General features: G+C 59.0%; 12 protein-coding genes. 5 read left to right on the plus strand and 7 right to left on the minus strand.

The window, feature by feature from the left end:
* Nucleotides 1–74: 74 nt before the first annotated feature.
* Genes ACMGFG_RS12205 through ACMGFG_RS12215 form a run of 3 tightly spaced genes read right to left on the minus strand, consistent with a single transcriptional unit; the run spans nt 75 to nt 2,124 of the window.
* On the minus strand, nt 75–485 hold the full coding sequence (locus ACMGFG_RS12205; RefSeq protein WP_436930603.1) for a DUF302 domain-containing protein: 411 nt from the start codon (nt 483–485) through the stop codon (nt 75–77).
* A gap of 5 nt (nt 486–490) precedes the next feature.
* Nucleotides 491–832 (minus strand): iron-sulfur cluster assembly scaffold protein, encoded by a 342-nt coding sequence (locus ACMGFG_RS12210; RefSeq protein ID WP_436930604.1) that lies wholly within the window; start codon nt 830–832, stop codon nt 491–493.
* A complete protein-coding gene (locus ACMGFG_RS12215; RefSeq protein ID WP_436930605.1) occupies nt 793–2,124 on the minus strand; it encodes an aminotransferase class V-fold PLP-dependent enzyme in 1,332 nt (443 codons plus the stop codon). The genes ACMGFG_RS12210 and ACMGFG_RS12215 overlap by 40 nt, the downstream gene beginning before the upstream one ends.
* A gap of 155 nt (nt 2,125–2,279) precedes the next feature.
* Between ACMGFG_RS12215 and ACMGFG_RS12220 the strand changes: the two genes are divergently transcribed.
* Nucleotides 2,280–2,579 (plus strand): DUF4242 domain-containing protein, encoded by a 300-nt coding sequence (locus ACMGFG_RS12220; protein ID WP_436930606.1) that lies wholly within the window; start codon nt 2,280–2,282, stop codon nt 2,577–2,579.
* A 256-nt stretch (nt 2,580–2,835) separates the two neighbouring features.
* On the opposite strand, the gene ACMGFG_RS12225 is transcribed toward ACMGFG_RS12220, so the two are convergent.
* Nucleotides 2,836–3,840 (minus strand): glutathione S-transferase family protein, encoded by a 1,005-nt coding sequence (locus ACMGFG_RS12225; protein ID WP_436930607.1) that lies wholly within the window; start codon nt 3,838–3,840, stop codon nt 2,836–2,838.
* Nucleotides 3,841–3,966: 126 nt separating this feature from the next.
* On the opposite strand from ACMGFG_RS12225, the gene ACMGFG_RS12230 reads away from it, so the two are divergent.
* Nucleotides 3,967–5,766: a PAS domain S-box protein gene (locus tag ACMGFG_RS12230; RefSeq protein ID WP_436930608.1), complete on the plus strand. Its 1,800-nt coding sequence runs from the start codon at nt 3,967–3,969 to the stop codon at nt 5,764–5,766.
* A gap of 42 nt (nt 5,767–5,808) precedes the next feature.
* On the opposite strand, the gene ACMGFG_RS12235 is transcribed toward ACMGFG_RS12230, so the two are convergent.
* Entirely contained in the window at nt 5,809–7,356 is a 1,548-nt protein-coding gene (locus ACMGFG_RS12235; protein ID WP_436930609.1) for a PAS domain-containing sensor histidine kinase, read from the minus strand.
* Nucleotides 7,357–7,490: 134 nt separating this feature from the next.
* On the opposite strand from ACMGFG_RS12235, the gene ACMGFG_RS12240 reads away from it, so the two are divergent.
* The 3 genes from ACMGFG_RS12240 (at nt 7,491) to ACMGFG_RS12250 (ending at nt 11,929) form a co-directional block, all read left to right on the plus strand.
* A complete protein-coding gene (locus ACMGFG_RS12240) occupies nt 7,491–8,918 on the plus strand; it encodes a DEAD/DEAH box helicase family protein (RefSeq protein ID WP_436930610.1) in 1,428 nt (475 codons plus the stop codon).
* A complete protein-coding gene (locus ACMGFG_RS12245; RefSeq protein ID WP_436930611.1) occupies nt 8,905–10,260 on the plus strand; it encodes a DUF790 family protein in 1,356 nt (451 codons plus the stop codon). Before ACMGFG_RS12240 ends, ACMGFG_RS12245 begins: the two co-directional genes overlap by 14 nt.
* 247 nt (nt 10,261–10,507) lie before the next feature.
* Complete coding sequence (locus ACMGFG_RS12250) at nt 10,508–11,929, plus strand: PAS domain S-box protein (protein ID WP_436930612.1); 1,422 nt, start codon at nt 10,508–10,510, stop codon at nt 11,927–11,929.
* Between the two features lie 258 nt (nt 11,930–12,187).
* Here ACMGFG_RS12250 and ACMGFG_RS12255 read toward each other — a convergent pair whose 3' ends face one another.
* A complete protein-coding gene (locus ACMGFG_RS12255) occupies nt 12,188–13,576 on the minus strand; it encodes a sensor histidine kinase (RefSeq protein WP_436930613.1) in 1,389 nt (462 codons plus the stop codon).
* A 6-nt stretch (nt 13,577–13,582) separates the two neighbouring features.
* On the minus strand, nt 13,583–15,043 hold the full coding sequence (locus ACMGFG_RS12260; RefSeq protein WP_436930614.1) for a DUF7125 family protein: 1,461 nt from the start codon (nt 15,041–15,043) through the stop codon (nt 13,583–13,585).
* Between the last annotated feature and the right edge of the window lie 158 nt (nt 15,044–15,201).

Raw genomic sequence — 15,201 nt, forward strand, 5'->3', positions numbered from 1 at the left:
GGATAGGGCTAGGGTATCTGGTAACCGATCTGGTACTGTCAAACGTGATTAACGGTAGTGACGAGAAAGACGATTCAGCCTGAGATGCTGTCCAGCGCTCGCTCCATTCGTGATTGAACATCTGATGCAACCGACTCCAGCTCTCCGCTGTCAACGACGGATAACAGCTCGTCGGGGTCAACTGCGCTCACCCCGACGACCTCCTCGTCAGTTTCGTAGACAATCACGTTGCAGGGGAGCAGTGCGCCAAGTTTGAGTTCCTCGGTGAGCGCCTGATGTGCCAGCGGTGGATTGCAGGCACCGAGGATCCGGTACTGACGAAAGTCTTCGCCAAGTTCGTCTTCGAGTTTTTGCTGCACGTCGATATCACAGAGGACACCGAACCCTTCGTCGGCGAGTGCCTGTGTCGTCTCTTCCACGGCCTCTTCGAACGAGGTCTCAACTGTTCTGTCAAGCGTGTACGTGGACGTGTTCTGGTCGGACATCTGTGTTAGTCGGAGGCTGTTGCAGTCTCTTGCTGTTCAAGGTGCTGTTCGATCCCTTTCTGAATGACCTCTTCGGGGCCGAGCACGCAATCGTAGCGAAGATCCGGGAACTGAGCGTCAAGTAAATCGACGATCATCGTGCCACTCTCGCTTTCGGCAACATCCGTGAGAGACATACCTTCGAGATGGGCTGTCAGGATACTTGAGACAGCACGGCTGACGGCACAGCTTTCGGTGTCAAACGTGATCTGTTCGATCCGTCCGTTTGACGACGTCTGTACTGCAAATTCCGCTTCATCGCCACACGTCATCTCCTGATAGGAGATCGTGAACGTGGGGTCATCCAACTCGCCGTTGTTGGGCTCGTGATAGTGCTGAGAGATGCATGATAGCAGTCAGACGCCAAATAGTCCGGCAGATCCGCAGCTGCACTATCGATGGCATTCAGCAATTGATCGATCTCTTCCGTGGTGTTATACACGTAGAAAGAGGCGCGGACAGATCCCGGAATGTCAAGTGCGTCGTGAAGCGGTTGGGTGCAGTGATCGCCTGCCCGGACGGCGATGCCGCGGTTGTTGAGGAGCGACGAGAGATCGTGGCCATGAACGCCCTCAACGTTGAACGCCACGAGCCCTGACCGTTCTGTCCCCGACGGGGGGCCGTAGGTCTCGACGTGATTTCGCGCCTCCAGTCGTTCGAGAGCGTACTGGGCCAGTTCGTTCTCGTGCTGTCGGACGGTCTCCATACCAATCTCTTCGAGATACTCGATCGCTGCCGCGAGTGCGATCCCCTCAGCAACTGGTGGCGTGCCGGCTTCGAACTTCCACGGCAGGTCATTCCACGTCGCGTCTCGAAGTGAGACGTGCTGGATCATCTCCCCACCGTAGAGGAACGGAGTCATCTCTTCGAGTAGATGCTGTTTGCCATACAGCCCGCCAATCCCGGTCGGCCCGGCCATCTTGTGGCCGGAGAACGTGAAAAAGTCGACATCGAGGTGTTCGACGTCGATTGGTCGTGTCGGAGCTGATTGCGCTCCGTCGACGAGAATGTAGGCATCGTACTCGTGAGCCAACGCGGCAAGCTCTTGAACGGGGTTGATCGTGCCGAGCACGTTCGACACGTGAGGAACGGCGAGAAGAGCAGTATCGTCGCCAATTATCTCTTTTGCCTGCTCAATATCCAGTTGACCGTCGTTCTGCACCTCAATGTATTTGATCTCCGCTCCGGTTTTCTTGGCGATTTGCTGGCAAGTGACCAGCGTGGCGTGATGATCCATCTCCGTCGTGATGATTTCATCGCCGGCCCCCAGCTCATCCATTCCCAGACCATACGCGACGAGATTGACGCTTTCGGTTGTGTTCTTCGTGAAAATGACCTCCTTGCGGCCGCCACTCGCCCCGATGAATTCGGCCACTTTGTCGTGTGCCTCTTCATAGGCGACCGACGCCTCATGGCTCAACGTGTGAATTCCCCGATGGATATTCGAGTTATATCGGGTGTAGAAATCTTCATAGATGCCGTAGACTTGCTCAGGCGTTTGTGTCGTGGCAGCGTTGTCAAGATAAACCAGATGCGAACCCTCAACGTCGCGATTCAGGATGGGGAAGTCCTCCCGGATGGAGGAGGTGTCACAGGACATTCGTTCACCCCATCTGATGGCTGACATATGTGGTTTGCGGAGTCTCAAAATAAGTAGGGGTGCGGCTGTTCCGTGGTGAGGGGTGTGGCATCTCGTCGGCGATACTCAGACGGTGATTTTATGTTCGTTGTCTATCAGTAACCCGATGCTGATCCATGAGTGAGCAAGATCTGGAGGACTTTCTCATCCTCCGTGAGCTTGATGAACCGATTACGGAAGACGAACTGGACGCGGCCGGCGAACAATCCGGCGAAGCCCTCGAAGAACTCCGGGACGAGGGCGTCGGCATCAGATGGGTCGACTCGGAGGTGATGAAAACCGACGATGGCAAAGTCGCAGGCACATTCTGCCACTACCAAGCTGAAGATGAACAAGCAGTTCGCGAACATGCCGAGAGAGCGGGCCTTCCAGCGACTCGGATCGACCGGCGTGGCGAGCCTCTTGACGGCGAATAACGAAACCCCTTTCTAAGCGAGAATTATCTCCACTGACAACATTATTTCTCTACCACTCGTTCCATAAATCTTCTTTACTTATCGTCAATCTTAATACACCTACGCTCTATGACATAGATGTCGACATAGAACGTGGCGTCCCGGCCTCAATCCGAGCGTTCTGCCAGACTGAACTACGCACCCACGGCCGCCGTAATATTCTCACATTCAACAAAACTTGCGGACAAACGTGTCGTGATGACGTGGAAGCGTGGGATCAGTCTACGTGCGGCATCGCTGGCTGATCATCTGTGAGTTCTTCTCGGTTGTGGGATGCGTTGAAGTCGATATCCGGGCCGATGGGCGTGATTTCGCCCTGATAGTAGCCCTGATCCTTGGTGTGCTCCATTCGCACGGTCTCCGCGACGCCCGGCGTCTGGTAGAGGTTTCGCAGGTATGGCCAGAGGTTCTCGTACTGGTGGAGGTACTGGCGGTTGCATTTGAAGGCCGTGTGATAGCAGTGGTCGAAGCGGACGAGCGTCGGGAACAGCCGCACGTCCGCGAGGGTCAAGCGGTCGCCCGCAAGGTACCGTTGGTCGGCCAGCACCTCGTCCCAGTGATCCAGAGCATCGAACACGTCCGCAACCGCCTCGTCGTAGGCTTCCTGTGACTCCGCGAAGCCGGCACGGTAGACACCGTTGTTGATGGGGTCGTAGATGGCGTCGATGATGCGGTCGATCTCCTCGCGGTACCCCTCGGGATACAGGTCAAGTCCTTCGTCACCGACGTCGTCGAACGCGATGGCGAACATCCGCATGATCTCGATGGACTCGTTGTTGACGATGGTGTCTTCCTGTTTGTCCCACAACACGGGCACGGTCACGCGTCCCGTGTACTCGGGGTCGGCCGCGACGTACACCTCGTGGAGATAGTCCGTGCCGTTGATAGTATCAGGTGTGCAGCCCTCCTTTTCGGGCGTGAACTCCCAGCCCTCATCCTCGCGGACGGGATCGACGATGTCCATCGTGATGGCGTCGGTGAGTCCGGCTAACCGGCGCGTGAGCGCGGCCCCGTGTGCCCACGGGCAGTTCCGCGCGATGTAGAGGTGGTAGCGGCCCGCCTCGGGTTCCGACCCGTCCGCGACGACGTCGTCTGCGCTTCGGTGCGTGCTGCGAATCCAGTCGCGGAACGAAGTTTCCGCCCGGTCGAACGCGCCGTCCTCGTCGGTGTAGGGTTCGAGATCTGTCTGCCACTCGCCGTCGACGAGCATATTCCGGCCCATACAGTCCGGTTCGTTTCCGAGGCATACAATTGTGCTGACGCAAGAGGCACAGATTTCACACAACGTGAGTGTCAATTGGTACCGTGGCACGTTATTTATTGTGAAGGGCGAGGAAATGGCAAAGTAATGGGTGAAATCTTCTCCGACGAATCCGAGAGATCAATCGACGGCTTCGGGGAAGAAGTGCGAATCCTCCACATCGAAGACGATCAGAGTCTCGCCGAGCTCGTCGCAACGTTTCTCGAACGTGAACGCGAGAGCTTCGACATCGAGACAGAAATTGATCCCCGCGACGCGCTCGACCGTCTCGATGCTATTGATGTGGACTGCATCGTCAGCGACTACGATATGCCGGGGATGGATGGATTGGACGTGCTCGAGGAGGTGAGAGAGACCCACCCGAATCTGCCGTTCATCCTGTTCACTGGCAAGGGCAGCGAAGAGGTCGCCAGCGAAGCCATCTCCAAAGGAGTCACCGAGTACCTCCAGAAGGGCGGTGGAACAGAACAGTACGAGGTGCTGGCGAACCGCATCGAGCAGGCCGTGGCCCGGTACCGCGCCGAGCGACAGGTGGAACGCGGGTTTCGCGCCATCGAGGCGGCACACGACGGTATCAGCCTCCTCGACGAGGACGGCGAGTTCATCTACGTCAACGAGGAATACGCCGACATCATCGGATACGATCGCGAAGCGTTGCTCGGCAAGCACTGGCGGATCCTGTACCCCGACGACGAGATCAATCGAGTCTACGACGAGATGCTGCCGCAGGCACGAGAGGATGAGTGGGAAGGAGAGACCGTCTACGTGCGCAGCGACGGCGAGCAGATCACGGTCGATCATCGCCTCGCTTACACCGAGGACAACACGTTGATTTGCACCATCGACGATGTCTCAGAGGTAAAAGAGGTACAACAGGAGCTGTCGCTGAAGGAAAAGGCGATGGATGAGGCACCGATCGGCATCGTCATCACGGATCCCGATGAGGAGGATAATCCGATCATCTACGCGAACGACAGGTTTTGCGAACTCACCGGTTACCCACAGGAAGAAGTTATGGGGCGCAACTGTCGATTCTTGCAGGGCCCGGAAACACGCGAAGAGCCGGTGACTGAGATGCGCGAAGCCATCGACATCGCCGAACCAGTCAGCGTCGAACTGCGTAACTACCGCAAGGATGGGGAGATGTTCTGGAACCGCGTCAGTATCGCACTGGTCGGCGGCCACGACGGTGACCCGGATTACTACGTGGGATTTCAAGAGGACGTGACCGACCGGCGCGAGCTACAAGAGCAACACGAGGAGTGGGTCGAATTGCTGCAAGGGTTCGGACAGTTGTTATCTCACGATCTGCAGACGCCGCTGGAAGTGACCCGAGGGCGGATCGAGTTGGCACAGGAAACCGGTGATGTTGACCACCTCAACGATGCGACGACGGCACTCGACCGGGCGGAGGAACTGGCCGAGGACGTGACCGAGGTGATGCAGACTGGCGAGTTAGTGAGCGAAGAGAACCCGGTCGATGTCGGTGAACTGGCCCAAAACGCATGGAAGACGCTGGAGACCGATGAAGCGTCCCTCGAAGTCAAGGATGATCCGCCTATCGTGCATGCGGATCAGAAGGCGTTGCGACGAATGTTCGAGAATCTCTTGGGGAATGCGCTGGAACACGGCGGAGACACCGTAACGGTTCACGTCGGTGGATTGAACGACGAATCGGGATTTTACGTGGCCGACGATGGCCCGGGGATTCCAGAAAACGAGCGCGACGACGTGTTTAAGCCGGGATTCACCACGAAAGAGGACGGCACCGGATTCGGGCTGGCAAGCGTAGCGCAGATCGTTGCCGCGCACGGCTGGCGCATTCACGTTAGAGACGGAATCAACGGTGGCACGAGATTCGACATCGTCGATACGGACACGAAGTGATCACTCCTCAGAACAAGGGAAGACCTTGCATCGCTCGTCTAGCTATCGGTTTGCGAAGTCGGCGCCGGTGATCTCGAACCGAGCACCGCCATCTTCGCTTTCGTCGACGGTGATCACCCAGTCGTGAGCCTCGGCGATTTCCCGGACGATGGCCAATCCGAACCCGGTTCCATCCGCGGAGGTGGTATATCCGCTAGCAAACACCTCCTCGCGATCGTCTTCGGGGATGCCCGGGCCGTCATCCGCCACGTAGAACCCATCGTTGAGGTCACCGACGGTGATCGTAACGTCTCCGCCGCCGTGTTCGACGGCGTTCCGGACGAGATTCTCCAGTAGCTGTTGCAGTCGGCTTCGATCGGCGTAGATCGACCGTTCCGTCTCAATCGTGATCGTCGCATCGGCTGTCTCGACGGTCTGCCAGCAGTTCTCGATCGTCGCCGCCAGATCGACGGGTTGCAGATCAGTGACTGCTTCCCCTTCGCGAGCAAGTGTCAGTACGTCATCGATCAGCGCATCCATCCGGTCAAGCGCGTCGGCCACCTGTTCGAGATCGTCGCTCTCGTACTCGTCCTGAGCCAGTTCGAGCCGTCCTTTGGCGACGCTGAGTGGGTTCCGAAGATCGTGGGCGAGGATGCTCGCAAACTCCTGCAACCGGTCATTCTGCCGTTCGAGTTGGGCCGTCATTTGTTGGCGTTCGAGTTCGTAGCTCAACCACCGGCTCATCAAACGGACGGTCATTCGTTCGAGATCGGAGAACGGATGATCGCGCGATGTCGATCCTGCAAAACAGAGTGTCCCATACAGGTCACCGTCGACGAGGACTTTTCCGCCGATATAGCTCCCGAGGTCGAACTGCTGGTAGGCGGGGTCACCTTCCCAGCCCGCGTCGACAGCATCAGAAACCGCCAATAACCCATCTGTATCAATCGTCTTCCGGCAGTACGCCTGTTCGAGTGGACACGACTCACCCGGCTGCAACAGCTCGTGGTCGCCGTACGCACGTACGATCCGCTGAGTGCCTTTCTCGTCGCGGTTGTCGTCTGTCTCAATGCGGGAGAGGAAGCCGTACGGGAGATCAAGCCGGGCGCACCCGAATTCCAGCAACAGATCGACTTTCTCTTCGAAATCGAGGTCGGCGTCCGTGGTGACGTCGTAGAGATCTCGGAGCAGTTCGAGGGTCGTTTCGCGTTCCTGTTCTCGCCGCTTGCGTTCGGTGATGTCACGAATGACAGCAGTAAAGCGGTGTTCATCACCGACGGTCGCTTCACCAAATGAGATGCCGAGCGGCACTTCGTGGCCGTCCTTGTGTCGTCCCGGCAACTCGATCCATTCCCGGTCGAGTTGTCGGGCTCCCTCTTCGAGATACCGGTTCACGGCCGTCTTGTGCGCCTCGTGGAATCGCTCGGGCATAATCGTGAGAAGAGAATCACCTTCCAGTTTGGAGGCTTCATAGCCGAACACGTCCTCGACGGCGTCGTTGGCATACTGAATCGTACTGTCATCGTCGATAGTGATGACGGCGAGCGTGGTATTCTCTGTGAGTGCGTTGAACCGCGCCTGTACCTCTTCAAGTTCCCGTTGCCGCCCCATACGTGCAGATGCTCTCTCAAGCCATACAATTGTGTGGGCGTGCCAAATTCGCTCGGAGCGAAGCCTGACCAGTCGGATCGGAGACGCCGGTACTGATAACCGCCTCAGACGCAAAGCGTGTGTCACCACCCGAAATGCGCATCGAGTTCGACGATGGGACGCTCTTGCTCCGAGACGCCCCCGATGGTGTGCCCCACGCTGAGTGGGACGATCGCGTCGACGAGTACCGCACTCAGGCCCGCCACTATCGGTCGATTCGCGACTGGGCCGGCGAGTGGGACGATGCGACGGCCGAGAATGGACAACTAGAACTTCACCAGAGTGCGGGACAGGACATCAATCTCACGGACGACGCGCGAGCCTACCCCGATCTTGCGCTCACGCCAGCCGTCCAGATCGAATCTCGTGAGTACCAGCAGGCCGCGCTCAACGCGTGGCGCGACCACGGCCGTCGGGGCAGCGTCGTGCTCCCGACCGGCAGCGGGAAGACGTTTCTCGGCATCCAAGCCATCGCCGACGCCGGCGTCGCGACGCTCGTCGTCGTGCCGACGATCGACCTGATGAACCAGTGGCACGCGACGCTCACCAACGCCTTCGGCGACCAACTCTCACAAGACATCGGCGTCCTCGGCGGTGGCTCTCACGACGTGACGCCCATCACGGTCACCACCTACGACAGCGCCTATCGCTACATCGACGAGTACGGCGACCGGTTCGGCCTGCTCGTCGTGGACGAGGTGCATCACTTGCCAGCCCCCACCTACCAGCAGATTCCCGAAATGACAATCGCACCCTACCGGCTGGGACTGACTGCCACCTACGAGCGTGCCGACGACAAGCACGAGGTGCTCGAAGACCTGATCGGCCCGGTCGTCTACGAGGAGCAGGTGGACAATCTCGCCGGCGAGTACCTCAGCGAGTACGAGACCATCCACCTCTCGGTCAACCTCACGTCCGAGGAGCGCAAGCGGTACGACGAGGAGTACCAGATCTATCGCGACTACGTCGACAGCCACGACTTCGACCTCTGGAAGGAAACGGGCTATCAGGAGTTTCTTCAGCGCACCTCCTACGACCCGCAAGGTCGGCGAGCCCTGATCGCCAAGCAGCGTGCCGAGAAGATCGCCCGCACCGCTGCAAAGAAACTCGACACGCTGGACAACCTGATCAAGCGCCACCACGACGACCGCGTCATCATCTTCACCGCCAACAACGAGTTCGCCTACGACATCTCCAAGGAGTTCATCATCCCCTGCATCACCCACCAGACCAAGACCGACGAGCGCACCGAGATACTGGAGCGGTTCAAGACCGGCGAGTACTCGATGTTGGCGACGTCGCAGGTGCTGGACGAGGGCATCGACGTGCCCGCCGCAAACGTCGGCATCATCCTCTCGGGAAGCGCCTCCAAGCGGCAGTACGCCCAGCGACTCGGCCGCATTCTGCGTCCAACGGAGGATCGCGAACCCGCCCGCCTATACGAGATCATCGCCGCCGACACCAAGGAAAACTACGTCTCCCAGCAACGCCGACAGGGGGTGACCGACAGTGCTGACAGCTGATCTCGCCCGCTCGCGCACCACCGACGACGAGGTGCAACCCCTGTTCATCGATCCCCACGAGAAGCGATACCGGCAGACAGCCCGCGATCTGATCGACCTGTTCGATGCACATCTGGGCGAACCGAAGGGCGACCTCGAGGACGAGATCGACGAGCTGACCGTCGCCGACACGGACTACAAGATCATCCAAGGACTGGCGAAGCTGTTGCGAGACGAGTCCGAGTTCGAGACCGTGACGCCTGTCGAGCCACGCGAGATTCGCCAGCGACTCTTCGAGAAGGCCAACGAGCGGTATCCGATCGTCCGCCAGCCCACGCTCGGCGAGGGCACCCAGAAGCTGGAGGTGTACAGCTCCGTGGCCGACGAGCTGGGCATCTCGCTGGAGGAGTGCTACACGGGGATGTACGCGGACTTGGAGCGCAACAAGCGTCTCGTTCGGTTCGGGAACCGCGTCCACGAGGAGTACGCTGCCGACGACAGCGGCTCGTCGACCACCCAGCTCACGGGCCAGTCCGACGACCGCTTCCGCGAGGACGACATCACGGTCGACTGGTTGCTCGACCGCTACAATCTCGCGCTCGCACAGGCCGTGCTGTACGACGCCACGGAGATGCGCATCCGCGTGTGGGATCACTTCGGAACGGTGTTCAGCTACGTGAAGCTGTTCGGGCTGATGCATCGCATCTACCCGATCGATGTGGAGGGCGAACGCGTAGCCAGTACAGATCAAGCCGACGGCTACGAGGCGGTGTTGGATGGCCCGGCGTCGCTGTTCTCTCAGACCCGCAAGTACGGCATTCGGCTGGCGAATTTCCTGCCGGCGCTGCCGCTGTGCGAGCGCTGGGAGATGGAGGCGGCAATTACAGACTATGACGCAGCGAGTCGGGCGCGGACACTCGCACTCGACCACACGGATTTACTGTCATCGCACTACAGTTCCGGCGACGAGTTCGACAGCGATGTCGAGCGGACGCTCGCCTCCAAATGGGAGCGGGCGAACACCGACTGGGAGCTGATTCGCGAGGATGACGTGCTGGATCTTGGCGAGGAGGTGATGCTCCCGGACTTTACGATCGAACATCCCGAAGGTCGCCGGGCCCTCCTCGAAATCGTGGGGTTCTGGACGCCCGAGTATCTCGACGAGAAGCTGTCGAAGATCCGCGACGCGGACGTCGACAATCTGGTGGTGGCCGTGTCGGAGCGATTGGATTGCGCCGAGGAGGACTTCGGCGACACCGCCGACCGCGTGCTGTGGTTCAAATCCGGGATTCACGTCTACGATGTCGTCGAGTTGGTCAAAGAGTATGCCGTGCCTGCAACAGACAAGCCAAACACATCTTGAGAGGGCAAAAGAAAACCTCATACTCTGGAGTTGCTCTACAACGCTGCCCACCGCACCGAGGTCAACGACCGTAGGATAGTTCAGCCGCGCGTTCTATACCCATCCGATATATTGCTTGTCTTCAGAGAGTCAGACACGCGTGAACCATATGATCGCGATTGAACCGCTGTCGGAGTGGATTAGAGACATTTGACAACCATTATCTACCCGTCAGTATTTGAGAGAACTACGAACTGATCTCGAACAGATGGCCGAAGATATCGATGCATCTCGACTGAGTGCCCTCTTCAACAAGTCCCCAGATGCCATCATTCTCGTTGATGCGGACGGAGAGATTCTCCGTGCCAACGAGCGCGTCGAAGAGATGTTCGGCTATCAGCCAGCAGAACTCGAGGGAGAATCCGTTGAGTTACTGGTGCCGGAAGCCGACCGCGATCAGCACCCCTCCCAGCGTGAGTCATACATGGAAAATCCCACGACGCGTCCGATGGGTGCCGATCTCGATCTCTATGCGCGGCGCAAAGACGGCTCTACCTTTCCCGTGGACATCAGTCTCAGTCCGATTGAAACCGATGACGGGCTCGAGGTGATGGCCGCCATCCGCGATATCACCGACCGTGAGACACTTCGACGAAAGTACCGAACGGTGATGGAATCCGCTCCAGACGCAATCTTCATCGCCGAAGCCGAAACGAATGAGATTCTTGAGGTCAATCAGCGAGCGGCTGACCTCATGGAGATGTCTGAGGAGGAACTCGTGGGACAAGATCAGACGGCCCTCCATCCGAGCGAAGACGCAGACCGTTACCGCGAGCTGTTCCAACGGCACGTCGAGAATGAGGAAGGAACTGTTGCCCGATTTGCAAATGGGGACGACCTGTTTGTCGAAACTGCCTCCGGCGACCGTGTTCCAATCGAGATCAGCGCCCAAGCGACGGAGTTGAACGGCGACAAGGTAGTTATCGGCGTCTTCCGTGACATCTCTGTTCGACGCGAGTACGAACGCGAACTCCAGCAGCAGATTGAGCGGCTCGAAACGGTCGCTGAGGTACTTTCGCATGACCTGCGAAATCCGCTCAACGTCGCGGAAGCGAACGTCGACCTCGCACGGAAGTCCGGCGATCCTGAGAGGTTGGACAAGGTCGAAAAGACTCACACTCGCATGGAGAATCTAATTGATGATGCGCTAACGCTGATTCAGGAGGGATACGAGGTTGAGTCGGTCGAACCGATCGAACTGACATCGATTGTATCGGACTGTTGGCAGCACGTGCAAACAACGGAGGCCACACTCCAAATCACGAACGAGGGCATCATCTATGCCGACTCTCGACGGGTGAAGAACCTGTTCGAGAATCTCTTTCGAAATGCCATCGACCACGGCGGCGACACGGTGACAGTACGGGTTGGTGTCTTTGAGGATGGGTTCTTTGTCGCGGACGATGGCCCCGGGATTCCCGCCGAGGAGCGCGAGGATGTGCTCGAACCGGGGTGGACGACCGACGAAGAAGGAACCGGCCTCGGACTGAACATCGTCTCGGAAATTACGTCCGCCCATGATTGGGAGATTGACGTGTCCGAGAGCGAGGACGGCGGTGCCCGATTCGACTTCACGGGTGTCAAGACAGCCGTGTACGATAATTCATTTGAGGATCCAACGGACATCTGAGCATTATCTCCCGAGGAGCGGATAGGAGACACTCGTGACAAGAGTAGCCGAATATACATACGCGTTCCCAACTACTCGGCCCGGTTATTGTGACTGCTAATTCCGACTCCGGCAGAGGACGCACTCCTGTTCGACGCAGCAACTCATCCCCGACGTGCCGCAGCGAAAGGCCCGACAGGTGTTCTTGAACGCATCCCATCAATGAGATCGTGACAAGAAACAGCCGACAGAGCAGTTGAATCTCGGCTCCGGTATGAGCTACCGCTGAACGAACTCGAACCGTGCCCCTCCGGAGAGACTTTCACCAAGAGAGACCTCCCACCCGTGAGCGTCGGCAATCTGTTTGACGATCGCGAGGCCGAGCCCCGTGCCCTCCTCGGCGGTCGTGTGGCCGTATTCGAACACCTTGTCGCGCTCGTCCTCGGGGATGCCGGGGCCGTCGTCTTGCACGTAAAAGCCGTGTCGCCCGTCGAGTGAGCCGATCTCGATCGTCACGTCCGGGCCAGCGTGCATAATCGCGTTGCGGAGAAGGTTCTCCAGCAGGGCTTGCAGTCGCTCCTCATCTGCATCGATTGTCGGCAACTCCGTGGCGGGCTGGAGCGATGCCTCGTCGGGGGCATCGATGGTCGACCATGCCGCCTCAACGACGGCACCCAGATCGACCGGGCTGGTCTCGCCAACGGCCTTGCCCTGTTTGGCCAGCGTCAGCACATCCTCGATAAGATCCTCCATTCGGTCGAGCACGTCGGCGAGTTCGTCCAGTTTGTCGGAGTCGGACTCCCGCTGAGCCAGCCGCGTCTTCGCCTGCGCGGTATTCAATGGATCGCGCAGGTCGTGGGAGATCACGCTCGCGAACCGCTCTAACTGTTCCACCTGTCGTTCCAACTGCTGCTGATACTCCTCGCGCCCCGTGACGTCACGGAAGATGCCGATCCGCTCGGTCGCATCACCGAGTTCTTCGACCACGTCCACGTTGAGTTCGGTGACGTGCGTGTCGCCGGTCGCAGACGTGACTTCGACCGTGCCCTCGGACTCGTCCGCTGCAGTATCGACGGCCTCGTCGACGCGGAGCAACAGCTTCTCGACGGACTCCGACGGTGACGCGTTTATCTCGGTGACGTGTGTATCCAGCACGGCCTCGCGCTCGACGTCGAACATCCGGGTGAACGCGTCGTTCACCTCCGTCACGATGCCCTCGTCGGTGACGACCACGATCGGATCGGGCGTGGACTCGAACAGCGTCTGGAATCGTTCCTCGGTAAACTCCTGTCGGCGCTTGAGTTCCAGCGACAGGTCGCGCCGCTGGAGGAGGTTCTCCACCCGATTCGTCAGTTCCTCCCGGTCGATCGGGGTGGTGATCACCTCGTCGACGTGCTCCCATACGTCCTTGGATGCCTGCTCCGGGTCTCGCTCGCCGAGAAAGAGGAGGTACGGAAGAAAGACCGGCGACGCACGCTCCTTCTTGGTCGCAAGGGTGTCCTGCTGGCCGCGAAATGCGGGGCCATCGAGCAGACAGAGGTCGAACTCGGTGTCGAGGAAGGCATCGGCGCTGTCCGTCCCCTCGATGACGTCGTGGTCGTCTGCCAACGCCTCGGCAAGTAGTTGCCGGTTGCGTTGGTTTTCGAACAGGAGCTGGATCGTGGCCATAGCTGTCTATTCCGACTCGTCGTCCATCCACTCGGGTGTGCCCTGCAAAATTCCGCGGAGATTCGTGAGCGGCTCCCCGATCGTGATGCCGTGTTCGGTGATCTGGAACTTCCGGAGCGTGCGCTGGAAGTCGCTCGTGCGTTTTTTGAGCACCCCGATCACCTTCCGCAGTTCGCCCTCCATCTCGATGTGCCGGAGGAAGACGATGTTGTCCGCGATGTAGCTGATCCCCCCTTCCGTGACTTCGAACTCGCCCGTGACCGAGGACACCTCATCGATGAGGATCACCGTGACTCCGACGCTTTTGAGATACCGACAGAGACTGTGCAGTTTTCGCCGCAGTTCCGAATCATCACCACGGATGGACAGGTCGTATCCGTTGATCCCGTCGATCATGACGAGTTGCGTCTCCTCCGCTTCCACGTCCGTTCGTACCTTGTGAGCGAACTCCTGTGGCGAGAGTTCGAGCGCCTCGATCTCCTCGATGCTGAGCGTCCCCCGATCGCGCATTTCCTCGACGGGAATATTGACCGACGAACACCGCTTGAGGAACGTCCGCTCGGTCTCCTCGAACATGTAGATGGCCGAGCGTTCTCCCCGACCGGCAGCCTCCTTCATGAACTGGGCACCGGTCGTCGTCTTGCCGACGCCCGTGGGGCCGGAGATGATCGTCACCGTCCCGCGCTCGATCCCGCCGTGCAACTGTTTGTCGAGTTCCGGCACGCCCGACGAGATCGTTTCCATCGCGTAGTCGGCATCGTGGTCAGCGGGCTCCAGTTCCGGATACACGTCCATCCCCGTGTCTCGGATCCGCATCGTGTGGTCGCCGCTGCGCGTGTCCGACCCCCGGAACTTCGGAACGTCCACGGTACGACCCGTGTCCGCGTAGTCGAGTTCGATGACGCCGTCGGACATGAACTGGAGGTCGTCGTCGGGAGACTGGGCGCCGGCCTGCGACGTGAACAGCAACGTCGCTCCCGTTTGCCCGAAGAACCGCGTGAGTGAGAGCACCTGCTTGCGGAACTGGTACTGGTCGGGCGCGAGATACTGGAGCTGTGTCATCGGATCGATGACGACCCGATCGGGCTCCAGTTCACTGACGCGGTCGGTGATCGTCTCGGTCAACGACTCCTGTTCGACCTCTTCGGGACTGAACACGTCGTACGTCTCTTCCTCGGTGAATTCCGAGGATTCGGGGGTCAGGTCGAGAAATTCGATGTCTGAGACGTCGAGATTGAGCGACGCGGCGTTCTGCTTGATGTCCGCCGCTGTCTCTTCGAGGTTGATGTACAGCGCCGTCTCGCCTTGTTCGGTGCCAGCGATCAAAAAGTGGAGTCCGAGGATCGACTTCCCGGTTCCGGGTTCGCCACGCACCATATAACTCCGCTCTGGAATCAGGCCACCGTGCAGGATCTCGTCCAGACCAGTCACGCCCGTGCTTACTCGCTCCTCACGACTATCAGGCATATCAATAACGGAGTCACGCCGACATTTGGTGATGGCGATCGCTCTTCTGTAGAGGATTGTTGGTGAGTTGGAGCAGTAGCTGGAAGTCACAGCGGGCAAGGGTGGCGCGGCCGCGCCACCCGACGAACAATGTTCCCATTGCAAACGTTCGTTTCGGA

The organism is Halosimplex halobium (genome assembly GCF_051414055.1).
Classification (GTDB): domain Archaea; phylum Halobacteriota; class Halobacteria; order Halobacteriales; family Haloarculaceae; genus Halosimplex; species Halosimplex halobium.